Source organism: uncultured Marivita sp. (genome assembly GCF_947488135.1).
In the GTDB taxonomy this organism is placed as follows: domain Bacteria; phylum Pseudomonadota; class Alphaproteobacteria; order Rhodobacterales; family Rhodobacteraceae; genus Marivita.
The window spans coordinates 1-23981 of sequence record NZ_CANKYW010000018.1; the positions used below are offsets into that span (position 1 = coordinate 1).

The window sequence follows — 23981 nt, forward strand, 5'->3', positions numbered from 1 at the left end:
GACGGCCTCCGCTTCGCCATCCGCGAAGGCGGCCGCACCGTCGGCTCCGGCGTCGTCTCCAAAATCGTCGCGTAAGCATACCTGCTTACCGCATGCGAAGGGCCGTCCAAATGGGCGGCCCTTTTGTTTTGGCCCTCTATTGTCTATTCTGTCTGTGCAACCGACGGAGGGTGACGTGACCAATTCCCTGATCTGAACCAGATTTTCTCGAACCCAGATCAAGAGGTACGTCATGTCTTTTCCTTTTGCCGATCCCGGTGCCCTGCACCCCGTGATCCTGCCCGACGGCACGCCGCATGAAGGCACCGTTTTCCTGTCCGTCGCCCTGACCCATCCGCGCATCGACGTGGGAGAATACACCTATGCCAGCGCGCATCATCCACCCGCTGATTGGGCGACGCACCTGGCGCCGTACCTCTACCCGACGTCGCCCGAGCGACTGAGGATCGGGCGGTTTTGCCAAATCGCAGACGGGGTTCAGTTCATCACGGCATCCGCCAATCACCGATACGACGGAGTATCGACGTTTCCGTTCATGATCTTTGGCAAAGGTGATCCAGCCACGCGCCCAAGCATGCCCGCGCCGGGGCCTGACACATGGGTGGGCAACGATGTCTGGATCGGCACCGGTGCCATGATCCTTCCCGGAGCCCAGATCGGCGACGGCGTCATCGTGGGGGCGGGGGCCGTCGTGTCGGGCGCTGTGCCGCCGTACAGCGTCGTGGCCGGCAATCCGGGTCGGGTGGTGCGACGCAGGTTCGATGACGACACCGCGGCGCGATTGCAGAAACTGGCCTGGTGGGATTGGCCGATTGACCGCATCCTGGCGGCCGAGGCGGAAATTTGTGGGGGCGATATCGACGCTCTCGAAGCGCTGGCGCCGAAAGAGTGAAGGCCGCCCGGTTGGGGCGGCCTGATCATCGTCCGCGACGCGCCTTGGTCAGATCGCGCGTCGCGGGATGGGGGTGTGCGGCCGCCATGGGCCGGAGGGCGATCACTTCACCAGGGCTTGGATCGTGGCGCGCTTTTCGCTTTCGCTGTCGCCGGAATGGATGATCGACAGGATCGTGTTCACTTCGGCGTCCGACAGGGTCGAGACGTCGGCATTCGGCGCGTATTGCTGGATGGCGGTTGTGTCGACCATCGCGGATGCGGAGAAGGCGGTGAGGGCAAGTGCGGCTGCTGTAATGAGGGTTTTCATGGGTCTGGTCCTTTTCTTTCTGTGTGCCCGCACCCTGTGGCGCGGTTCGGTTGATGTCTGTCGTCGGGCTGTCTGTCCGACACCCATGAAGTTAGGGTCGGTCGGGCGGTCGGAGAATTCACAGCTGGTGCACAGCGGCTCTCGCAAAAGTGGACTTGACGCGAGGGCTCCGCGACCACCCCCTGCGCGATGCTGCACAGGGTTGGTGCGGGTCAGGCTTTGCTGGGGGTTTCGTGGCCCGGTCGGCGCTGGAATTGACACCGGCGCGTGACGGCGATCAAGGGCGGGACCATGTCATAAGACATATCAATAAAATGTGACGATCTGGAAAAGCGGCTTTGTTTCACCCCGAACACCGCACCGAGAGGGGCGCGAGGCTGGCTGTGAGGGATGTGTCAGGGTTCGGCTGCGTTCTGGAGCTGGAGATGGGGAAGAGCAGAGGGGAAAAAAGTAGTGATCTTCAGTGCGCCAAAGTTCGGTGAGCGACCTGTCATCGGGTTTATCCAAGCGCTGGCTCCCGGCGTCCCCATATTTGAACTGCGTTTGGGCAGAGTGAGGTTCCAAAGGCCGAGGCGTCAAAGCCCCGATAGACTTATTGACCGTCGCGCGTCAGAGCTTGTAAATCGGGTCAAAATTATTTTGTCCCGATCACCGCGATCTGGGCCTTGATTTCGCCTTGGGCTTGGAATACGCGTCTCTTCGGCGATAGGGGTATAGCTCAGTTGGTAGAGCGACGGTCTCCAAAACCGTAGGTCCCGGGTTCGAGTCCCTGTGCCCCTGCCACTTTCCATTAATTCAATCGTTGATCTTCGCGCGGCGAATGGCTCGAGACGTTTGCGGCACGAAAAAAGGGCCGCCAATGGGCGACCCTTCTTGAGTATATCAACCAAGCGCTTAGTTGAGGAGCGCTTCGATTTGTTGCGTCTTCTCGCTGCGCGACATGCCGCTGTAGGCATAGCTCAGTGCGAGTTGCAGTTCGTCTTCGGACAGACCTGACAGATCAGCTTCCGGCACGTACGAACGCAAGATATTCGTTTCTCCGGCGGTGATCATGACCATCGTTTCATCGTCAATGTCTTCACCGCTAAGAATGCTCTGCACGCGCGACGAGGCTTCTGCCTCCGAGTTGGCACCGTATGTGACGGCGACCGCAGCTTCGGCTTGAGCTTGCGTGACATTGCTCAGGTCAGCACCGGGCGCGTACTGCATCAGGCGCTCCATTTCGGCTTCGCTGAGCATCACCGGGCCCATATCGACATTGTCGTCAGTGGCGAGGGCACGCAGTTTTGCGGTTTTCTCACCATTGGACATGCCGGAGGTGATGATACCATATGCGATGTTGTAATCCTGCTCGGTGAAGGTCGATGTGTCGATGCCGGTGTTGAAGGTATCGACCTGCTGCATCTGCGCTTCGGTCGCGGCAAAGCCTGCGGTGCCGAGTGTGGTTGCGAGTGCGGTTGCGATCATCATGCGTTTCATTGCGATGTCCTTTCGTTAAAAATTCAGTCGTCCGTCTTTCAGTGCTGACGGGCTTTCTCCCCGTCGGCTCTGGGTGACAAACAGGCCCGGGCGATCTTCGTTCCTGTAAAACGTTGGAAAGGCGGACACATATTTGTGAGAGAGGGCGCGGGAACTTTCCCGCATGACGCGCATTACGCGCGTTCCTTATTACTTGTCGTTTTCCGGTGTGATTGCGCGCCTCGCTTGAATTCGGGGCCGGGCTTCGCTAAGTGCCATGAAACACGTTTTCAAAGTGAGGCCACACCCATGGCAACGACCAATCCGCTTCAGTTCATTCAGCAGGTTCGTGCTGAAGTGTCCAAGATCGTCTGGCCCACACGGCGTGAGGTTTTGCTGACGACCGTGATGGTTTTCATCATGGCGGCGCTCACGGCGGTGTTCTTTGCGCTAGTCGATCTTTTGATCCGCAGTGGTCTTCAGGGGCTTCTGAACCTCTTTGGCTAACGGCGGTCGGCCCTTGAAAAGGGCAGGCGAAGGCGGTAACTGACCTGTCAAGACGGAATGAGGCGTGCATCGATTCGAGTTGCACGCCGATTTTTTGTTCCGGCGCGGGCATGGCGACATGCCCTGAAGCAGAAATCAGACGGCGTTTCAGCCGCACGGATAAAAAGGTTTGCGACCAGATGGCGAAGCGTTGGTACTCGGTCAGTGTTCTCTCGAATTTCGAGAAGAAGATCGCAGAGCAAATCCTTCAGGCGGTCGAGGAAAAAGGCCTTCAGGACCAGATCGACGAAGTCCTGGTTCCCACCGAAGAGGTGATCGAAATCCGCCGCGGCAAGAAGGTGACGGCAGAGCGACGCTTCATGCCGGGCTACGTGCTGGTGCGTATGGAGATGTCGGATGAGGGATATCACCTCATCAACTCGATCAACCGTGTGACCGGGTTCCTTGGCCCGCAAGGCCGCCCGATGCCGATGCGCGATGCCGAAGTGCAAGCCATCCTCGGTCGCGTGGCCGAGGGCGAGGACGCGCCGCGCCAGCTCATCCACTTCGAGGTGGGCGAGAAGGTCAAGGTCAACGACGGTCCGTTCGAGGACTTCGATGGCATGATCGAGGAAGTCGACGACGACAACCAGCGCCTCAAGGTGTCGGTTGTGATCTTCGGCCGGGAAACCCCGGTCGAGTTGGAATACACGCAGGTTACCAAGCAGTCGTAATATGCGTGGAGGTGGGGCAACCCGCCAAGCAAGCGTGGGAGGCGAGGGCATCGCGATGTCCGGACCGAACCACACAACGAAAGTGACCGAAGGGCGCGCCCCGAGGTCGTTGGAAAAGGAGAGGCCAGATGGCCAAGAAACTTGCTGGCAAGATGAAGCTGCAGATCCCTGCAGGTCAAGCCAACCCGAGCCCGCCCGTGGGCCCTGCGCTGGGTCAGCGCGGCATCAACATCATGGAATTCTGCAAGGCGTTCAACGCCAAGACGCAGGACATGGAGCAGGGCGCACCGTGCCCGACCGAGATCGTCTATTATCAGGACAAGTCCTTCACGATGGACATCAAGACGCCGCCGGCGTCCTACTACCTGAAAAAGGCCGCCGGTCTGAAGCCGGTGGGCAAGCGGAACCGTCCGCGCGGTGCCGAACTGCCGGGTCGTGAGACCGTGGCAAGCGTGACCGTCAAGCAGGTGCGCGAAATCGCCGAAGCAAAGATGAAAGACCTCAATGCCAATGACATTGAAGGTGCAATGAAAATCATCGTGGGCTCTGCGAAGTCCATGGGCATCGAGGTGAAGTAAGATGGCGAAACTTGGAAAACGCACCCGCGCCGCTCGCGAAGCCTTTGCAGGCAAGGAAAACCTCTCGGTCGAAGAGGCCGTTGCGCTGATCAAGAGCAACGCCAACACGAAATTCGACGAAACGCTCGAAATCGCGATGAACCTTGGCGTTGATCCGCGTCACGCCGACCAGATGGTGCGTGGCGTTGTCGGTCTGCCAAACGGCACCGGCAAGTCCGTGCGCGTCGCCGTCTTTGCCCGTGGCCCCAAGGCCGATGAAGCCAAGGAAGCGGGTGCCGATATCGTTGGCGCAGAAGACCTGATGGAAACCGTGCAAGGCGGCACCATCGAGTTCGATCGCTGCATTGCCACCCCGGACATGATGCCGATCGTCGGCCGTCTGGGTAAGGTGCTTGGTCCGCGCAACCTGATGCCGAACCCCAAGGTCGGCACCGTGACCATGGACGTCAAGGAAGCCGTTGAAGCGGCCAAGGGTGGCCAGGTTCAGTTCAAGGCCGAAAAGGCCGGTGTCGTGCACGCAGGGATCGGCAAGGTCTCGTTCGACGAGGCGAAGCTGGTCGAGAACGTCAAGGCGTTCGTCGATGCCGTGGCCAAAGCCAAGCCGACAGGGTCCAAGGGCACCTACATGAAGAAGATCGCGCTGTCTTCGACGATGGGCCCGGGCGTGTCGGTTTCGGTCGACGATGCCGCTGGTCACTAAGACCTGACATTTCGATATTTGGGAAACGGCGCTCTTCGGGGCGCCGTTTTTTTGTTTCGGGCGGTTGCCCGGAGCCGACCACAATTCCGGCAGATTTCGCGGTTATGGAGGCTTTGAGGAATCAAACTGGAACCTGTTTATGTCACTTGCTGCTGACGCCCCCCGCGCGCATTTCGGATTGATCGGCTTTTTCTTTGGTGTCGTGGCCCTGCTGGCGGCCGCGATCATGACCTCCGGCATATTGATGCCGGAAACCCAGCAAAGCATCGGCACGTCCATCGGAGAAATCGCACGGGATATCAAAGCGGCTGCGACGGGCGCGTTTACAGAAAGCGCCGCACCGCCGGAACCTGGTCCCTTTGATCCGACAAAGCTTCTTGCGATCGTCACTCCGGTGCTTGCCGCGATTGCCGTCATCCTCGGCGGCGTCAGCGTGTATCGCGAAGAGCCGACATCGCTGCCAAAATTAGCGATCGGCTTTGGCCTTGGGGCTGTGGCGATGCAATATGTGTTCTGGATGGCCCTGTTGATCTGCGGCGCTGTGATCGTCACCGCGATCATCTCGAACATGGATAGTATCTTTGACATCTGAGGGCCTGTGCCGGTGTAGCACTCGGACACTGTCTGACCCGACGCAGGACTGACCCGGAAGAAGGGTTTTGCGTATTTCCTGACCTGTGCTAATCTCTCGTTCCGACATTTGGGCGAAACTCTGCGGATTTGCAGGCCAGAGGGCTTGGCAAATCCTTGCGCCCGTACTATCCCCGCACATGCATCAGGCCGCGTGATTCGTCTCGCGGTTTTTTGCATTACGTCCGAGACGGTGGGTTGTGGCATGGGCTGCAATAATTCCTGCCCGAGGCGGGAACAGACCGACATGCCAAGGCTCATCCGTTGAGCGCTAGGCGGGTTTGGGACCGCACGAAAGCGGACCAAAACCGCCGGAGCGATCCGGTATGACTGAGCCGGGGGGTCCGCCTCCCAAACTGGAGTACACCTGTGGATAGAGCCCAAAAAGAGAAAGTGGTCGAAGAACTCGGCCAGATCTTCGAAAGCTCTGGCGTCGTAGTGGTAGCCCACTACGAAGGTCTCACAGTTGCCGAGATGCAGGATCTCCGGGGGCGCGCACGCGCCGCTGGCAGTTCCGTACGTGTCGCCAAAAACCGTCTGGCCAAGATTGCCCTCGAAGGTAAGCCCTGCGCAAGCATCGCTGACTTCCTGTCGGGCATGACGGTTCTCACCTATTCCGAAGACCCCGTGGCAGCCGCCAAAGTGGTCGAGGACTTTGCCAAGGAGAACAAGAAGTTCGAAATCCTTGGCGGGGCCATGGGCGAGAACGCACTGGACCGGGCTGGCGTGGAAGCCGTGTCGAAGATGCCGTCGCGCGAGGAGCTTATTGCTACCATCGCAGGCATGATCGGCGCACCGGCCTCCAACATCGCCGGCGCGATTGGCGCACCTGCATCGAACATCGCGTCCATTCTCTCGACGATCGAAGAGAAAGCGGCGTAAGGCATCTGGACATCTTCGTGGGGTTGAAACCTCGACGTTGGAACACATTTAGATAGGAAAGTCACAATGGCTGATCTGAAAAAACTGGCAGAAGAGATCGTTGCTCTGACGCTGCTTGAAGCACAAGAACTGAAAACAATCCTCAAAGACGAGTACGGCATTGAGCCCGCAGCCGGTGGCGCGGTCATGATGGCGGGCCCGGCTGGCGGCGACGCCGGTGGCGCGGCTGCTGAAGAGCAGACCGAATTCGACGTCATCCTGAAGTCGGCTGGCGCATCCAAGATCAACGTGATCAAGGAAGTCCGCGGCATCACCGGTCTTGGCCTCAAGGAAGCCAAGGAACTGGTCGAAGCAGGCGGCAAGGCTGTCAAAGAGCAGGTTTCCAAGGACGAAGCCGAAGACATCAAGGCGAAGCTGGAAGCAGCTGGCGCGGAAGTCGAGCTCAAGTAATCGCTTATCGGTCCCTTACGGGATCGGCGAGCATTCATGCGAGGCTGGGTATGGAGTTTTCCATGCCCAGCCAAGCCTGTCTTAGAGAGGCCCTTTCCAAAAGGGGCTTTTCTTAGACAGGACCCAAGGATCGGGAGGTGTGCGGTGGGACGCGCACCGGGAATTGATCGGGTTCGTGTCGTCTCTATTGGGCAGACCGCCGGGGCCCGACGGCGTGACGCTCAGCTGAGAATGAAAAGGTGATATCGACCATGGCGCAAAGCTTCATTGGCCAGAAACGTCTTCGCAAGTACTACGGTAAAATTCGCGAGGTTCTGGAGATGCCGAACCTCATCGAGGTTCAGAAATCCTCCTACGATCTCTTCCTGAAATCCGGCGATCAGCCTGAACCGCTTGACGGCGAAGGTATCAAGGGTGTCTTCCAGTCGGTGTTCCCGATCAAGGACTTCAACGAAACCAGCGTGCTGGAATTCGTCAGCTACGAGCTGGAAAAGCCCAAATACGACGTCGAGGAATGTCAGCAGCGCGACATGACCTACAGCGCGCCGCTGAAGGTGAAGCTGCGTCTGATCGTGTTCGATATCGACGAGGACACCGGTGCGAAATCCGTCAAGGATATCAAGGAACAAGACGTTTTCATGGGCGACATGCCCCTGATGACCCCGAACGGGACGTTTGTCGTGAACGGCACCGAGCGTGTGATCGTGTCGCAGATGCACCGTTCGCCCGGCGTGTTTTTCGACCATGACAAGGGCAAGACGCACAGCTCGGGCAAGCTGCTCTTCGCCTGCCGCATCATCCCCTATCGCGGCTCGTGGCTCGACTTCGAATTTGACGCGAAGGACCTCGTGTTCGCGCGCATCGACCGTCGCCGCAAGCTGCCGGTGACGACGCTTCTGTACTCCCTGGGCCTCGACCAGGAAGACATCATGAACGCGTATTACAACACCGTGTCCTACAAGCTGCGCAAAGGTGAAGGCTGGGAAACCAAGTTCTTCCCCGAGCGCGTTCGCGGCACCCGTCCCACCTATGACCTGGTCGATGCGGCCACCGGCGAAGTGTTCGCTGAAGCCGGCAAGAAGATCACGCCGCGGGCCGTCAAGAAGATCATCGACGAAGGCAAGATCACCGATCTGCTGGTTCCGTTCGAACAGATCGTCGGCAAGTTCGTCGCCAAGGACATCATCAACGAAGACACAGGCGCGATCTATGTCGAGGCGGGTGATGAGCTGACCTGGACCGTCGACAAGGACGGGGCTGTCACAGGTGGCACGCTGAAAGACCTGATCGACGCCGGTGTGACCGAGATTCCGGTGCTCGACATCGATAACATCACCGTGGGTCCGTACATGCGGAACACGATGGCGAACGATAAGAACATGAACCGCGAAACCGCGCTCATGGACATCTACCGCGTCATGCGTCCGGGTGAGCCGCCCACCGTCGAAGCGGCCTCTGCGCTGTTTGACACACTGTTCTTTGACAGCGAACGCTACGACCTGAGCGCCGTTGGCCGTGTGAAGATGAACATGCGTCTGGCGCTCGATAAGCCGGACACCCAGCGCACGCTGGACCGCGAAGACATCGTGGCCTGTGTCAAGGCATTGGTGGAACTGCGCGACGGCAAGGGCGACATCGATGACATCGACCACCTCGGCAACCGCCGGGTCCGGTCTGTCGGCGAATTGATGGAAAACCAGTACCGCGTCGGTCTGCTCCGTATGGAACGCGCGATCAAGGAACGCATGTCCTCGGTCGAGATCGACACGGTCATGCCGCAAGACCTGATCAACGCAAAACCGGCGGCTGCGGCGGTGCGTGAATTCTTCGGCTCCTCGCAGCTGTCGCAGTTCATGGACCAGACCAACCCGCTGTCCGAAGTGACGCACAAGCGTCGCCTGTCGGCGCTTGGACCGGGCGGTCTGACCCGCGAGCGTGCGGGCTTCGAGGTGCGCGACGTGCACGCGACCCACTACGGTCGCATGTGCCCGATTGAAACGCCGGAAGGTCCGAACATCGGCCTGATCAACAGCCTCGCGACATTCGCTCGTGTGAACAAGTACGGTTTCATCGAAACACCCTATCGCCGTGTTGAAAACGGCCGGGTGACCGACGATGTGCAATACATGTCCGCGACCGAGGAACAGCGTCACACCGTGGCGCAGGCCAACGCGACGCTGGACGAGAACGGCAAGTTCGTGAACGAGTTCGTCAACACCCGCCAGTCGGGTGAATACACGCTCGCGCCGAATGAAAGCGTTGATCTGATCGACGTCTCGCCGAAGCAGCTGGTGTCGGTCGCGGCCTCGCTTATCCCGTTCCTTGAAAACGACGACGCCAACCGCGCTCTTATGGGCTCGAACATGCAGCGTCAGGCGGTCCCAACCCTTCGTTCCGAGGCGCCGCTGGTCGGCACCGGCATCGAAGGTGTGGTTGCGCGTGACTCGGGTGCGGCGATCATGGCGAAGCGCGCGGGCGTCATCGACCAGGTGGACGCGACACGTATCGTTGTGCGGGCGACCGAAGACCTTGAGCTGGGCGATGCCGGTGTGGACATCTACCGTCTGCGCAAGTTCCAGCGGTCGAACCAGAACACCTGTATCAATCAGCGTCCGCTGGTGAACGTGGGTGACACGGTGGGCAAGGGCGAAGTGATCGCCGATGGTCCGTCGACCGATCTGGGCGAACTGGCGCTCGGCAAGAACGTGATCGTCGCTTTCATGCCGTGGAATGGCTACAACTACGAGGACTCGATCCTGATTTCCGAACGGATCGCACGGGATGACGTGTTCACCTCCGTGCATATCGAAGAGTTCGAGGTCGCCGCGCGCGACACGAAGCTCGGGCCGGAAGAGATCACCCGCGACATTCCGAACGTCGGTGAAGAAGCGCTGCGCAACCTCGACGAGGCGGGCATCGTCTATATCGGCGCGGATGTGGAGCCGGGCGATATCCTCGTCGGCAAGATCACCCCGAAAGGTGAAAGCCCCATGACGCCGGAGGAAAAGCTCCTCCGCGCCATCTTTGGTGAGAAAGCCTCCGACGTGCGCGACACGTCGCTGCGGGTGAAGCCGGGCGATTTCGGCACGGTTGTGGAAGTACGCGTCTTCAACCGTCACGGCGTCGAAAAGGACGAACGTGCGTTGCAGATCGAGCGTGAAGAAGTCGAGCGTCTGGCCCGTGATCGGGACGACGAATTGGCGATCCTCGACCGCAACATCTATGCGCGTCTGAAAGACCTAATCCTTGGCAAGACGGCTGTCAAAGGCCCGAAGGGCGTCAAGGCGAACAGCCAGATCACCGAAGAGCTGCTGGACAGCCTGACCCGTGGTCAGTGGTGGCAGTTGGCGCTGGAAGACGAGGACGATGCCAAGATCGTCGAGGCCCTGAACGAGCAGTACGAGGCGCAGAAACGCGCGCTCGATGCCCGTTTCGAGGATAAGGTCGAGAAAGTCCGTCGTGGCGACGATCTGCCCCCGGGCGTGATGAAGATGGTCAAGGTGTTCGTCGCGGTGAAGCGCAAGCTGCAACCGGGCGACAAGATGGCCGGTCGTCACGGCAACAAGGGTGTGATCTCAAAGGTGGTGCCGATGGAGGACATGCCGTTCCTCGCCGATGGTACTCCGGTCGATTTCTGTCTGAACCCGCTTGGCGTGCCGTCGCGCATGAACGTCGGTCAGATCCTGGAAACCCACATGGGCTGGGCCGCGCGCGGTCTGGGGATCAAGATCGACGAAGCGTTGCAGGATTATCGTCGTTCCGGCGACCTGACCCCTGTGCGCGAAGCCATGCGGATCGCCTATGGTGACGATGTCTATGAAGAAGGCATCAAGGACATGGACGAGGACCAGCTTGTCACGGCGGCCAGCAACGTGACGCACGGTGTGCCGATCGCAACGCCGGTCTTCGACGGTGCGAAAGAGGCGGATGTGAACGACTCGCTCGTGCGCGCCGGTTTTGACACCTCGGGTCAGTCGATCCTGTTCGACGGTCGCTCGGGCGAGCAATTCTCGCGTCCCGTGACCGTGGGTGTGAAGTACCTGCTCAAGCTGCACCACCTGGTGGACGACAAGATCCACGCGCGTTCCACTGGACCGTACTCCCTTGTCACGCAGCAGCCGCTGGGTGGTAAGGCTCAGTTCGGCGGACAGCGTTTCGGCGAGATGGAAGTCTGGGCACTGGAGGCGTATGGCGCGGCCTACACGCTTCAGGAAATGCTGACCGTCAAGTCGGACGACGTCGCGGGCCGGACCAAGGTCTATGAAAGCATCGTCAAGGGCGAGGACAATTTCGAAGCGGGCATTCCCGAGAGCTTTAACGTTCTCGTCAAGGAAGTGCGCGGCCTCGGCCTGAATATGGAACTCCTGGATGCGGAGGATGAGGAATAAGCGACACCGTTCGCATCGGGCACCAGTCTCTTCGAAGAGACTGGTGACTTTCTTCGAAGAAAGTCCGGCCCGACTTCATCCCCCACGCCCTTACTTTGAGGAAAACTCATGAACCAGGAACTGACCAACAACCCGTTCAACCCCGTCACGCCGCCCAAGGTGTTCGACGAGATCAAGGTCTCGCTGGCATCGCCCGAGCGGATCCTGTCGTGGTCCTTCGGTGAGATCAAAAAGCCCGAAACCATCAACTACCGCACGTTCAAGCCCGAGCGTGACGGTCTCTTCTGCGCGCGTATCTTTGGCCCGATCAAGGATTACGAATGCCTGTGCGGCAAATACAAGCGCATGAAATATCGCGGCGTTGTCTGCGAAAAATGCGGTGTGGAAGTCACGCTGCAAAAGGTCCGTCGCGAGCGGATGGGCCATATCGAACTGGCCGCGCCCTGCGCCCATATCTGGTTCCTCAAGTCGCTGCCGTCGCGCATCGGCCTGATGCTGGACATGACGCTGCGCGATCTGGAACGTATCCTCTACTTCGAAAATTACGTCGTGATCGAGCCGGGTCTGACCGACCTGACCTACGGCCAGTTGATGACCGAAGAAGAGTTCATGGACGCGCAAGACGTCTATGGCATGGACGCGTTCACCGCCAATATCGGTGCCGAAGCCATCCGTGAGATGCTCGCCAATATCGACCTCGAAGCCGAGGCCGATCAGCTGCGCGCGGATCTCAAGGAAGCGACGGGCGAGTTGAAGCCGAAGAAGATCATCAAGCGCCTCAAGGTGGTTGAGTCCTTCCTCGAGTCCGGCAACCGCCCGGAATGGATGGTTCTGACCGTGATCCCGGTGATCCCGCCGGAACTGCGCCCGCTGGTGCCGCTGGATGGGGGTCGTTTCGCGACCTCCGACCTCAATGACCTGTACCGCCGGGTGATCAACCGGAACAACCGTCTCAAGCGCCTGATCGAACTGCGCGCGCCCGATATCATCGTGCGCAACGAAAAGCGGATGCTCCAGGAATCCGTTGATGCCCTGTTCGACAACGGCCGTCGCGGTCGTGTCATCACCGGTGCCAACAAGCGCCCGCTCAAGTCGCTGTCCGACATGCTCAAGGGCAAGCAGGGTCGCTTCCGCCAGAACCTTCTGGGTAAGCGCGTCGACTTCTCGGGCCGTTCGGTCATTGTGACGGGTCCGGAGTTGAAGCTGCACCAGTGTGGTTTGCCCAAGAAAATGGCGCTCGAGCTGTTCAAGCCGTTCATCTATTCGCGGCTTGAGGCGAAGGGGCTGTCCTCAACCGTCAAGCAGGCGAAGAAGCTGGTGGAAAAGGAACGTCCTGAGGTTTGGGATATCCTTGACGAAGTGATCCGCGAACACCCGGTTCTTCTGAACCGCGCGCCGACGCTGCACCGTCTGGGCATCCAGGCGTTCGAGCCGGTTCTGATCGAAGGCAAGGCGATCCAGCTTCACCCGCTTGTGTGTTCGGCCTTCAACGCCGACTTCGACGGCGACCAGATGGCGGTCCACGTGCCGCTGTCGCTGGAAGCACAGCTTGAAGCGCGTGTTCTGATGATGTCGACGAACAACGTTCTGTCGCCCGCCAACGGCGCGCCGATTATCGTTCCGTCGCAGGACATGATCCTTGGCCTCTACTATACCTCGATTGCCCGCAAAGGCATGAAGGGTGAAGGCATGAAGTTCGCGTCGATCGAAGAGGTCGAGCACGCGCTGAATGCGGGCGAAGTGCATCTGCACGCCAATATCGAATGCCGCGTCAAGCAGATCGACGACGAAGGCAACGAGATCACCAAGCGGTACGAGACCACGCCCGGTCGTGTGCGCTTGGGTGCTCTGCTTCCGCTCAATGCGAAAGCGCCGTTCGACCTCGTGAACACGTTGCTTCGGAAGAAAGACGTGCAGAAGGTCATCGACACCGTCTACCGCTATTGCGGTCAGAAGGAGTCGGTCATCTTCTGTGACCAGATCATGACCATGGGCTTCAAGGAAGCGTTCAAGGCGGGCATTTCGTTCGGCAAGGACGACATGGTGATCCCGGAAACCAAATGGCCGATCGTGGAAGAAACCCGCGATCAGGTTAAGGATTTCGAACAGCAGTACATGGACGGCCTGATCACCCAGGGTGAAAAGTACAACAAGGTTGTCGATGCCTGGTCGAAGTGTAACGACAAGGTCACCGAGGCCATGATGTCCACCATCTCGGCCGAGCAGGTCGACGAGAACGGCGCCACGATGGAGCCGAACTCGGTCTACATGATGGCGCACTCCGGTGCCCGTGGCTCGGTCACGCAGATGAAACAGCTGGGCGGGATGCGTGGCCTGATGGCGAAGCCGAATGGCGACATCATCGAGACGCCGATCATCTCGAACTTCAAGGAAGGTCTGACCGTTCTTGAGTACTTCAACTCGACCCACGGCGCCCGTAAGGGTCTGTCGGACACCGCGTTGAAGACAGCGAACTCGGGTTATCTGACCCGTCGTCTGGTGGACGTCGCACAGGACTGTATCGTGCGGATGCATGACTGCGGAACCGATCGTGCGATCACGGCCGAAGCCGCCGTCAATGACGGGGAAGTCGTGGCGTCGCTGGCAGAGCGTATCCTCGGCCGCGTTGCGGCGGACGATATCCTCAAGCCCGGCACCGATGAGGTCATCCTGCGCGCCGGTCAGCTGATCGACGAACGGATGGCGGACACCATCGAAGAGGCAGGCGTTGCCACGATGCGCATCCGCTCGCCGCTGACCTGTGAGGCCGAAGAGGGCGTCTGTGCCATGTGTTATGGCCGTGACCTCGCACGCGGCACGATGGTCAACACCGGCGAAGCGGTGGGCATCATCGCGGCGCAGTCCATTGGTGAGCCGGGAACACAGCTGACGATGCGGACCTTCCACATCGGCGGCGTGGCCCAGGGTGGTCAGCAGTCGTTCCAGGAAGCCAGCCAGGAAGGTAAAGTCGAATTCGACAACGCCTCGACGCTCGAAAATTCTTCGGGTGAAACGCTGGTCATGGGCCGTAACATGAAGTTGCGGATCATGGATGAGCACGGTGTCGAACGGGCCAGCCACAAGCTGGGCTATGGCACCAAGGTGTTCGTCAAGGAAGGCGACATGGTCAAGCGCGGCGACAAGCTGTTCGAGTGGGACCCCTATACCCTGCCGATCATCGCCGAGAAGGACGGTATCGCCAAGCATGTGGACCTCACCGCAGGTGTGGCCGTTCGCGACGAGACCGACGATGCGACGGGCATGACCCAGAAGATCGTGATCGACTGGCGGGCCGCGCCCAAGGGCAACGAGCTCAAGCCCGAGATCATCCTGATGGGTGAGGACGGCGAGCCGCTCCGCAACGACGCGGGCAACCCGATCACCTATCCGATGTCGGTCGACGCCATCCTGTCGGTCGAAGACGGTCAGGACGTCAAAGCCGGTGACGTGGTGGCCCGTATTCCGCGCGAAGGCGCCAAGACCAAGGACATCACCGGCGGTCTGCCGCGTGTGGCCGAACTCTTTGAGGCGCGTCGCCCCAAGGACCACGCCATCATCGCGGAAATCGACGGCTACGTTCACTTCGGCAAGGACTACAAGAACAAGCGTCGTATCTCGATCAACCCCGCGGAAGAGGGTGCCGAGCCGGTGGAATACATGGTGCCCAAGGGCAAGCATATTCCGGTGGCCGAAGGTGACTTCATCCAGAAGGGTGAATACATCATGGACGGCAACCCGGCGCCGCATGACATCCTGTCCATCATGGGTGTCGAAGCGCTGGCGAACTACATGATCGACGAGGTTCAGGACGTCTATCGCCTGCAAGGTGTGAAGATCAACGACAAGCATGTCGAAGTGATCGTGCGCCAGATGTTGCAGAAATGGGAGATCCTCGACAGCGGTGACACCACGCTTCTCAAGGGCGAACACGTGGACAAGGCCGAATTCGACCTTGCCAACGAAAAGGCCGAGAAGAAGGGTGGCCGTCCCGCACAGGGCGAACCGATCCTGCTGGGCATCACCAAGGCGTCGCTGCAAACCCGCAGCTTTATCTCGGCGGCGTCGTTCCAGGAAACCACGCGGGTCCTGACTGAGGCGTCTGTTCAGGGCAAGAAGGACAAGCTTGTCGGTCTGAAAGAGAACGTCATCGTGGGCCGCCTGATTCCGGCGGGCACCGGTGGGGCAACCCAGAAGGTGCGTCGTATCGCGCAAGAACGCGACAATGTCGTGATCGAAGCGCGCCGCGAAGAAGCCGAAGCGGCCGCCGCACTGGCAGCTCCGGACACATCCAGCGATGTGGTCGGCGGCGACGAGTTCGACAACATCATCGTCGACACGCCGGAAAGCCGCGAATAAGCGGCTTTTTACCGAACGGTAAAAAACCCCCGCGCAGGTCGCGGGGGTTTTTGTTCGTGCGCTCTCCTATGACAGGAACGGAAACCCCTTATCGCACGTTGACCCTTCAACAGCGACAAAGGAGAGTTTCATGATCCGTTCAATGACGACGACCACCGCTTTGGCTGTGTGCCTTGCCGCGCCGCTGGCTGCGCAGGAGACCCATACCTGGGGCGAAAAGAACGCCGATTTCGAGCCCGCATTTGAAAACCAGACGCGGGCCGAGCTTGTTCAGTCAGACCTGACATTTGAATATCGCCAGATCGCCGAGGGTCTCGAGCATCCTTGGGCCGTGGCGGAGCTTCCCGATGGAGCGGGTTTGCTGGTGACCGAGCGTCCCGGGCGCCTTGTCCATGTCACGCTGGAGGGAGAGGTGTCGGACCCGATCTCCGGTCTTCCCGAGATCTTCAACCAGTCTGCTGGCAACAGCACCCAGGCCGGGCTGCTTGATGTGAAACTTGGGCCGGATTTTGCCGAGGACCGCATGGTTTATTTCACCTACGCCAAGGGCATGGGCGACGGGATGTCGGTCACAGCTGCCGGGCGGGGCGTTCTGTCCGACGACATGACGGAGCTGACCGAGGTCGAGGATATCTTCGTTCAGACGCCGCCATCCCCCGCCGCGATGCATTACGGCAGTCGCATCGTCTTTGACGGCAACGGGCACGCCTTCGTCACGACCGGCGAACATTTCACCGACGAAGAGCGGCAGAAAGCGCAGGGACTCGACAACACTTATGGTAAGGTTGTCCGCATCAATCTTGATGGCTCGATCCCCGAGGACAACCCATTCGTCGGCCAAGACGGCGCAGAGGATAGCATTTGGTCCTACGGGCACCGGAATATCCAAGGCGCGGCGATGCGTGGGGACCAGCTCTTTACCGTCGAACACGGGCCTGCCGGCGGCGATGAGATCAACATCCCGCAAGCTGGTCTGAACTACGGCTGGCCCGTTGTCTCATACGGTGTGCGCTACGACGGTGAACCGATTGGCACCGGCAAGGCACAGGCCGAAGGCATGGCAGAGCCCGCCTATTACTGGGACCCTGTTATCGCTCCGGGCGACATGATCTTCTACGAAGGGGACATGATGTCCGAGTGGCAGGGCGACAGCCTCGTGACGGGTCTGGTCGCTCCGGGTGTTGTCCGTCTTGAATGGGACGGTGATCGCGTCAGCGCCGAGGAACGTCTGTTCACCGAGTACGGCCGTGTGCGTGACATCGAGGAATTGAGCGACGGTAGCTTGGTCCTCGCCACCGACTACGAGGACGGCGGGCTTGTCCACGTGACCGTTGCGGGCGCGGATTAATCCACGATCAACCACGATGAACGGGGCGCTTCAGGTGCCCCGTTTTTCCTATGCCGGGCTCGGTCGAAGGCCCCCCATCGTCGTCTGCGATACGCGAACGGCCACAATCAACGCCATGACCCAACCGGTGGAGACGGCGGTCGCGATGCCGAGCCAGACGCCCCAGACATCAAATCCGAGAACTCCGATGAACAGCCAGATAAAGAACGCGACGCCGAACCCCTGTCGGTAGACGCTGATCCAAAGGGTGTAGATCGGCCGCTTCATCGCCTGCAAAAGCGAGTTGATCGAGAAGAGCATCATGTAGACGGGGAACAGGAACCCATCGACCAGCAGGTAACTGGCCCCGATTTCGATCACGTCCGGATCGGACGTGAAAGGGCGCATTGCCCAGGCGCCGCCGAACCAAAGAAGCGGCATCGCGACGGCTGAAATGGCGAAGCCGAGCTTCCAGCAGAAAAACACCGCATCCCGAACTCTGTCATAGTCCCGCGCCCCGAAATTCTGGCCCGCGATGGGCAGAAGTGCGCTCGTCATGCCGAGGACCGGCAAAAGCAGGATCTGCTCGATGCGCAGCGCGACGCCGTAAGCAGCGATCGCGTCCTCGCCGAAATTTTTGAGCGCGAACTGGACGACAAAGCCCGACACGAACATCACCACCATCGCAGTCGTCGCGGGGAGCATCTGTTCGACGATGGCTTTGAAACACGCGAGATCGGGTACGAATTCGGCGCGTTTGACCCGGTCCATCATGCTCAGTCCAAACACGCGGGACAGGATGAAGATCATCACTCCGGTCTGGCTGATCACGGTGGCGGCGGCGATGCCGTTGAAGCCCATGCCGCCCCAGATGCCGGGAATGCCGTACATCATGAGCGGGTTCAGCCCGATATTGGCGAAGAACGCCACCATCATGGCGCGCTGCATCGACCGCGTATCACCGTGCGCCTGAAGGATACCGTTGCCGCCATAGGCCAGAAGGAACCCGGGCAGGGCAACGATCAAGAGCCGGAAGTACCCGAGCGCCGCATCTCGGTAGCCGCCGGGTTCCGACACCAGCGCGATGAGGTGCGGACCACTGAACCAGCCGCCGATCATCAAGAGCACCGTGGCGATCACGCCAAAGCTGAGCCCCTGCGCGGCGAGGCTGCGGCTGGCCTTGGTGTTCTTTTCGCCCTTTGCGTTGCTGACCAGTGCGCTGAGGCCCGAACCAAGGCCAAAGCCCACGGCCATCATGATGAAGAACGCCTGATAGCCGATGGCCAGCCCGGCCTGCGCCTCGGTCGACAATTGGCCCGCGAAATAGACATCGACAACATTGTAAAGCGTGGAGAACAGCATCCCCAACGCCGCTGGAATGGCGAGGTTGCGGTAATGCGTGAGCATTGTGCCCGTGGTCAGATCGTCATTCGCTGCAATGGCCACGGGGGCTCCTGTCGTCTGTGAACGGGCCTGTGCCGCAAGCGCCCCTGTCATCGCGATACACGGATTGGCGGCGAAAGCCAAAGACCTTCGCCATGTCGCTTTTGGCGTGGAGGCCGCATCGCGTGACTGCTAATGCGGGTCTCATGGTACAGCTTTCCGACAATATGCTCGGTGCGCTTTTGATGTGCGTCGCAATGGCCGTCTTCACCTTTGGCGATGCGTCGATCAAGGCGACAGGGGGCGATCTGCCCCTCTCGCAACTGCTGGTGATCCGAGGCGTTCTGGCCTCGGCGGCGCTGATCGCGATGGCGATTTATTTCAAAGGGTTGCGGTTGCGTCTTCCGGCCCAGGACTGGGTCCTGATCGTAGCCCGCGGATTGGCCGAAGCCACGGCTGCCTATTTCTTCCTGACCGCTTTGCTGGCCATGCCTCTCGCCAATGTGACGGCGTTGTTGCAGATGTTGCCGCTGACGGTCACGCTGGGCGGCGCATTGGTGTTCCGCGAAGCGGTGGGTTGGCGGCGATGGACTGCGATCGCGGTCGGATTTTTGGGCATGTTGCTCATCGTGCGACCGGGCACGGATGGGTTCACCTCGGCCTCGGTCTACGCGCTTTGTGCGGTTGCGGCGGTGACGGTGCGCGACCTGGTCACGCGGCGCGTGTCAAAGGCGGTACCCTCGCTGACGGTGACGGTGTTTTCCTCGGTGATCGTCACGCTCTTCGCGGGCGTGTGGTCGATCGAACAGGAGTGGGTCGCACTGACGCCGCGGCTGACGATGCTCGTGCTGATGGCGACTACGTTCATCATCGGGGCATATCTGTGCAGCGTCATGGTGATGCGGGTGGGCGAGGTGAGCTTTGTGGCCCCGTTCCGCTACACCGGGCTGGTTTGGGCACTGATCCTCGGGTTCTTGGTGTTTGGCGAATGGCCCGAGCCGCTCACCCTGATCGGAGCCTCGATCATCGTGGCGACGGGCGTGTTCAGCCTGTTGCGCGAGGCGCGTCTGAAACGGCGGGCGAGAATGCCAATTCTACCGCGTCAGCCGTGAGGGCGAAGCGGCGGCTGAGCATTTCGACGTGATCGAGCGTCGGTGCGTGGAAATCGAGCTGTGCGACATTCGCTTTCTGCCGCGAGTCGTTGTGCGGATGCTGCGCGCGCAGGAACATCGGCGGATCGGTGAAGGTGACTGTCGGCATGAAGCGGTTGATCCGGCTATGGGCGAAATTCATCAGGCTTTGCCGCACGCCACCCTGCACCGCCATTGCCTGAGCCACACCCATATAGGGCGTCACGGTCTCGGTGATCTCGAACGGGTGGATGTCGGAGGGGCAAAGCGTATAGCCGCGATTCCAGTCGAACCCGACAAGCTTGTTTCCAAGCACGAGCGGTTCGCAGTCGGACACGGCCTTGCGAAGCCGCGCGACGAAATCAATGGCGAGGGCGTCGTCATCGTCGTGACGCACTTGCAGGCAGGGCTTGTTGATATGCCGGCGCGCGGCGTTCAGCACGGATTGGCACACCTGCCGGTGCGGCGCGGGATCGCGCGCGATGATCCGCGCTTGCGGCAAAGGGCGCAGCAGGTCTTGCAGACGGGCCAGATACCGATCGGGCATGCATGTTCCCACCAGCACGACAAAGTCGAAGTCCGGGTCGGTCTGCGCCATCAGACCGGGCAGACACAGATGCTCGAACAGCGAAAACCGGTGCGCCATACGGTCCGGAGCATAAAGAAAGGCGCGCCGTTCGGCGATGGTCGCATGATCCACCTGAAAGCCACCTTCGGCCGGGTAGGAAAATCGACAGAAAAGGATGGTCTGCATGACGATTGGCCCTGTGTGACGTCGGCATTTCGTGTAGGGTGACTGTGCCTCGGACGTGTCTGCCACACAAGCGCCGGGGTGCTGTTGACAAGCTTTCCGACTCTCCATATACGCGCGTCTAATTCGACAGGGCCTATGCCCGTTTTGTCGATTTGCAGAACTGGAGCGGTCAAGATCCGGGCGTATGCCCCGATCCTCTGGAAATCCACCGCATCGCTTCCGATAGGGGAAGCGGATGCGGTCTTTTGCGTCGTTCCGAAAGGAAAGGCGGGACTTGAATCGGTGCTGCGGACGCGCGGTACTTGAATACGAAACCCGCACGGGGATGGCCTCGTGCACCACATATGTGAGCTACACGGGGAAAGAACCGGAATGCCAACGATCCAACAGCTGATCCGCAAGCCGCGGCAGCCGAAAATCAAGCGCTCGAAGTCGCAGCACCTTGAGCAGTGCCCGCAGAAGCGGGGCGTATGCACACGCGTATACACAACCACTCCGAAGAAGCCGAACTCGGCGATGCGGAAAGTGGCCAAGGTGCGTCTGACCAATGGTTATGAAGTCATCAGCTACATTCCGGGCGAGAGCCACAACCTTCAGGAGCACTCCGTGGTTCTGATCCGTGGCGGTCGTGTGAAAGACCTTCCCGGTGTGCGCTATCACATCCTGCGTGGTGTTCTGGATACCCAGGGCGTCAAGGACCGGAAACAGCGCCGTTCGAAATATGGCGCGAAGCGTCCGAAGTAAGAGGAATTACAGATGTCTCGTCGTCACGCCGCAGAAAAACGCGAAGTCCTGCCCGACGCCAAGTATGGCGACCGGGTTCTGACAAAGTTCATGAACAACCTGATGATCGACGGTAAGAAGTCGGTCGCAGAAAACATCGTCTACAACGCGCTGGATCGCGTCGAAGGCAAGGTAAAGCGCGCGCCGGTGGAAATCTTCCACGAGGCGTTGGACAACATCAAGCCGTCCGTCGAGGTTCGCTCGCGTCGGGTTGGTGGCGCCACATACCAGGTTCCCGTCGAAGTCCGCCCCGAGCGTCGCGAAGCGCTTGCGATCCGCTGGTTGATCAATGCCAGCCGCGCCCGCAACGAAAACACGATGGAAGAGCGTCTTGCCGCTGAGCTTCTGGATGCCGTGAACTCCCGTGGTTCCGCCGTGAAGAAGCGCGAAGACACTCACAAGATGGCCGACGCGAACAAAGCGTTCAGCCACTACCGCTGGTAATAGGAGCCAAACACAATGGCACGCGATTATCCTCTCGAGCGCTACCGGAATTTCGGGATCATGGCGCATATCGATGCAGGCAAGACCACCTGCTCCGAGCGCATCCTGTTCTACACCGGCAAGTCGCACAACCTTGGCGAAGTGCACGATGGCGCCGCCACGATGGACTGGATGGAGCAGGAGCAGGAACGTGGCATCACGATCACGTCCGCTGCGACCACGACATTCTGGCAGTGGCAGGAAGACCCGACGCCTGAGGGAACCGACGACACCAAGTTCCGCATGAACATCATCGACACCCCCGGCCACGTGGACTTCACCATCGAAGTCGAGCGTTCGCTGGCGGTTCTCGACGGTGCGGTTGCCGTTCTCGACGCCAACGCCGGTGTCGAGCCGCAGACCGAAACCGTTTGGCGTCAGGCCGACCGTTACAAGGTTCCGCGCATCGTGTTCGTCAACAAGATGGACAAGATCGGCGCTGACTTCTTCAACTGCGTCCAGATGATCGCAGACCGTACCGGAGCGATCCCGGCCCCGATCCAGATTCCGATCGGCGCCGAGAACGAGCTCGAAGGCATGGTCGATCTCGTCACGATGGAAGAATGGACCTGGAAGGGTGAAGATCTGGGCGCGTCCTGGACCCGTCAGCCGGTCCGCGACTCCCTCAAGGCAACTGCTGAAGAGTGGCGCGCAAAGCTCATCGAGAACGCCGTCGAGATGGACGACGACGCGATGGAAGCGTATCTCGAAGGCGAAGAGCCCGATGTGGCGACGCTGCGCAAGCTGATCCGCAAGGGCACTCTGTCGATGTCCTTCGTGCCGGTTCTGTGTGGGTCCGCATTCAAGAACAAGGGTGTGCAGCCGCTCCTGAACGCCGTGGTCGATTACCTGCCCAGCCCGCTGGACGTTGTCGATTACATGGGCTTCAAGCCGGGCGACGAAACGGAAACCCGCAATATTCCGCGTCGCGCGGATGATGACATGGCGTTCTCCGGCCTCGCGTTCAAAATCATGAACGATCCGTTCGTCGGATCGCTGACCTTCGTGCGCATCTATTCGGGGACCCTCGCCAAGGGCGACTCGATGCTGAACTCGACCAAGGGTCACACCGAGCGTGTTGGCCGGATGATGATGATGCACTCGAACAACCGGGACGAAATCACCGAAGCGTTCGCCGGCGACATCATCGCGTTGGGTGGTCTCAAGAACACCACGACCGGTGACACGCTGTGTGACAAGGCCGATCCGGTGGTTCTCGAAACCATGACCTTCCCCGATCCGGTGATCGAGATCGCGGTCGAGCCGAAAACCAAAGGCGACCAGGAGAAGATGTCCCAGGGTCTGGCGCGTCTTGCGGCGGAAGACCCGTCCTTCCGTGTGGAGACCGACCTCGAGTCCGGTCAGACCATCATGAAGGGCATGGGCGAACTTCACCTCGACATCCTCGTCGATCGTCTGAAGCGCGAGTTCAAGGTCGAAGCGAATATCGGTGCACCGCAGGTGGCTTACCGCGAAACCATCGGTCACGAGGTCGAGCACACCTACACCCACAAGAAACAGTCGGGTGGGTCTGGCCAGTTCGCCGAAGTGAAGCTGATCATTTCGCCGACAGAACCGGGCGAAGGCTATTCGTTCGAAAGCCGCATCGTCGGTGGTGCCGTTCCGAAGGAATACATCCCCGGTGTCGAAAAAGGCATCAAGTCGGTCATGGACTCCGGTCCGCTGGCGGGCTTCCCGGTGATCGACTTCAAGGTGGCTCTGGTCGACGGTAAGTTCCACGATGTGGACTCCAGCGTTCTGGCCTTCGAAATCGCGGCCCGTATGGGGATGCGCGAAGGCATGAAGAAGGCGGGCGCCAAGTTGCTCGAACCGATCATGAAGGTCGAAGTGGTGACACCGGAAGAATACACCGGCGGCATCATCGGCGACCTGACATCGCGTCGGGGTCAGGTGACCGGGCAAGAGCCGCGCGGCAATGCCGTTGCGATCAACGCCATGGTCCCGCTGGCCAATATGTTCGGCTACATCAACACGCTGCGCTCCATGTCCTCGGGCCGCGCGCAGTTCACGATGCAGTTCGATCATTACGATCCGGTTCCGCAGAACATCTCGGAAGAGATTCAGTCGAAATACGCATAACGGGATGCCGGGCCGATGCCCGGCCTACCCACTCACCGTAGGCCGGGCCTAAGCCCGGCACCCGAAAAAAGGAGCTTTGCAATGGGCAAGGAAAAGTTTGAGCGCGGCAAGCCGCACTGCAACATTGGCACGATTGGTCACGTTGACCACGGCAAGAC

The 23981-nt window shown here is 60.0% G+C and carries 20 protein-coding genes, 1 tRNA gene and 1 pseudogene; 18 read left to right on the top strand and 4 right to left on the bottom strand.

Translation table 11 applies throughout. The features are described from left to right. Positions 1 to 75: hypothetical protein (locus tag Q1B16_RS21660; RefSeq protein WP_299794359.1), on the top strand; the 75-nt coding region annotated here is incomplete at its 5' end. A 157-nt stretch (positions 76 to 232) separates the two neighbouring features. Then, the gene (locus Q1B16_RS21665; RefSeq protein WP_299794303.1) at positions 233 to 892 is read left to right on the top strand and encodes a CatB-related O-acetyltransferase; all 660 of its coding nucleotides are present in this window, start codon (positions 233 to 235) and stop codon (positions 890 to 892) included. A gap of 102 nt (positions 893 to 994) precedes the next feature. Here Q1B16_RS21665 and Q1B16_RS21670 read toward each other — a convergent pair whose 3' ends face one another. After that, complete coding sequence (locus Q1B16_RS21670; RefSeq protein ID WP_299794306.1) at positions 995 to 1201, bottom strand: hypothetical protein; 207 nt, start codon at positions 1199 to 1201, stop codon at positions 995 to 997. A 707-nt stretch (positions 1202 to 1908) separates the two neighbouring features. On the opposite strand from Q1B16_RS21670, the gene Q1B16_RS21675 reads away from it, so the two are divergent. Beyond that, positions 1909 to 1984, top strand: a tRNA-Trp gene (locus Q1B16_RS21675). Between the two features lie 111 nt (positions 1985 to 2095). On the opposite strand, the gene Q1B16_RS21680 is transcribed toward Q1B16_RS21675, so the two are convergent. Then, the gene (locus tag Q1B16_RS21680; RefSeq protein ID WP_299794309.1) at positions 2096 to 2680 is read right to left on the bottom strand and encodes a hypothetical protein; all 585 of its coding nucleotides are present in this window, start codon (positions 2678 to 2680) and stop codon (positions 2096 to 2098) included. A gap of 288 nt (positions 2681 to 2968) precedes the next feature. On the opposite strand from Q1B16_RS21680, the gene secE reads away from it, so the two are divergent. From secE to Q1B16_RS21730, 10 genes are all read left to right on the top strand, one after another. Continuing rightward, the gene (gene secE, locus Q1B16_RS21685) at positions 2969 to 3166 is read left to right on the top strand and encodes a preprotein translocase subunit SecE (RefSeq protein WP_085641379.1); all 198 of its coding nucleotides are present in this window, start codon (positions 2969 to 2971) and stop codon (positions 3164 to 3166) included. A 179-nt stretch (positions 3167 to 3345) separates the two neighbouring features. Beyond that, the gene (gene nusG / locus Q1B16_RS21690) at positions 3346 to 3879 is read left to right on the top strand and encodes a transcription termination/antitermination protein NusG (protein ID WP_299794318.1); all 534 of its coding nucleotides are present in this window, start codon (positions 3346 to 3348) and stop codon (positions 3877 to 3879) included. Between the two features lie 128 nt (positions 3880 to 4007). Beyond that, complete coding sequence (rplK, locus tag Q1B16_RS21695) at positions 4008 to 4457, top strand: 50S ribosomal protein L11 (RefSeq protein WP_299794321.1); 450 nt, start codon at positions 4008 to 4010, stop codon at positions 4455 to 4457. 1 nt (position 4458) lies between these two features. Next, on the top strand, positions 4459 to 5157 hold the full coding sequence (gene rplA / locus Q1B16_RS21700) for a 50S ribosomal protein L1 (protein ID WP_299794324.1): 699 nt from the start codon (positions 4459 to 4461) through the stop codon (positions 5155 to 5157). 139 nt (positions 5158 to 5296) lie between these two features. Then, positions 5297 to 5749 carry a hypothetical protein gene (locus Q1B16_RS21705; RefSeq protein WP_299794327.1) on the top strand — a complete coding sequence of 151 codons (453 nt, stop codon included), beginning with the start codon at positions 5297 to 5299 and terminating at the stop codon, positions 5747 to 5749. Between the two features lie 407 nt (positions 5750 to 6156). Next, complete coding sequence (gene rplJ, locus Q1B16_RS21710; RefSeq protein WP_299794330.1) at positions 6157 to 6669, top strand: 50S ribosomal protein L10; 513 nt, start codon at positions 6157 to 6159, stop codon at positions 6667 to 6669. Positions 6670 to 6735: 66 nt separating this feature from the next. Then, complete coding sequence (rplL, locus tag Q1B16_RS21715; RefSeq protein WP_299794333.1) at positions 6736 to 7119, top strand: 50S ribosomal protein L7/L12; 384 nt, start codon at positions 6736 to 6738, stop codon at positions 7117 to 7119. A gap of 251 nt (positions 7120 to 7370) precedes the next feature. After that, entirely contained in the window at positions 7371 to 11507 is a 4137-nt protein-coding gene (gene rpoB, locus Q1B16_RS21720) for a DNA-directed RNA polymerase subunit beta (RefSeq protein WP_299794336.1), read from the top strand. A gap of 108 nt (positions 11508 to 11615) precedes the next feature. Continuing rightward, positions 11616 to 15863 (top strand): DNA-directed RNA polymerase subunit beta', encoded by a 4248-nt coding sequence (rpoC, locus tag Q1B16_RS21725; protein WP_299794339.1) that lies wholly within the window; start codon positions 11616 to 11618, stop codon positions 15861 to 15863. Positions 15864 to 15993: 130 nt separating this feature from the next. Then, a complete protein-coding gene (locus tag Q1B16_RS21730; protein WP_299794342.1) occupies positions 15994 to 17211 on the top strand; it encodes a PQQ-dependent sugar dehydrogenase in 1218 nt (405 codons plus the stop codon). Positions 17212 to 17259: 48 nt separating this feature from the next. Here Q1B16_RS21730 and Q1B16_RS21735 read toward each other — a convergent pair whose 3' ends face one another. After that, a complete protein-coding gene (locus Q1B16_RS21735) occupies positions 17260 to 18636 on the bottom strand; it encodes an MATE family efflux transporter (RefSeq protein ID WP_299794345.1) in 1377 nt (458 codons plus the stop codon). A 143-nt stretch (positions 18637 to 18779) separates the two neighbouring features. On the opposite strand from Q1B16_RS21735, the gene Q1B16_RS21740 reads away from it, so the two are divergent. Beyond that, positions 18780 to 19685 (top strand): DMT family transporter, encoded by a 906-nt coding sequence (locus Q1B16_RS21740; RefSeq protein ID WP_299794348.1) that lies wholly within the window; start codon positions 18780 to 18782, stop codon positions 19683 to 19685. On the opposite strand, the gene Q1B16_RS21745 is transcribed toward Q1B16_RS21740, so the two are convergent. Further along, a complete protein-coding gene (locus Q1B16_RS21745; RefSeq protein WP_299794351.1) occupies positions 19618 to 20457 on the bottom strand; it encodes a putative rhamnosyl transferase in 840 nt (279 codons plus the stop codon). The genes Q1B16_RS21740 and Q1B16_RS21745 overlap by 68 nt on opposite strands. A 372-nt stretch (positions 20458 to 20829) precedes the next feature. Between Q1B16_RS21745 and rpsL the strand changes: the two genes are divergently transcribed. The 4 genes and pseudogenes from rpsL to Q1B16_RS21765 form a co-directional block, all read left to right on the top strand. Next, positions 20830 to 21201, top strand: coding sequence for a 30S ribosomal protein S12 (rpsL, locus tag Q1B16_RS21750; protein ID WP_054000841.1), 372 nt, complete (start codon positions 20830 to 20832; stop codon positions 21199 to 21201). Positions 21202 to 21213: 12 nt separating this feature from the next. Next, entirely contained in the window at positions 21214 to 21684 is a 471-nt protein-coding gene (gene rpsG / locus Q1B16_RS21755) for a 30S ribosomal protein S7 (protein WP_292294383.1), read from the top strand. A gap of 15 nt (positions 21685 to 21699) precedes the next feature. Next, on the top strand, positions 21700 to 23823 hold the full coding sequence (gene fusA / locus Q1B16_RS21760; protein ID WP_299794357.1) for an elongation factor G: 2124 nt from the start codon (positions 21700 to 21702) through the stop codon (positions 23821 to 23823). An 81-nt stretch (positions 23824 to 23904) separates the two neighbouring features. Beyond that, a pseudogene (locus Q1B16_RS21765) lies at positions 23905 to 23981 on the top strand (elongation factor Tu); the annotation flags it as partial.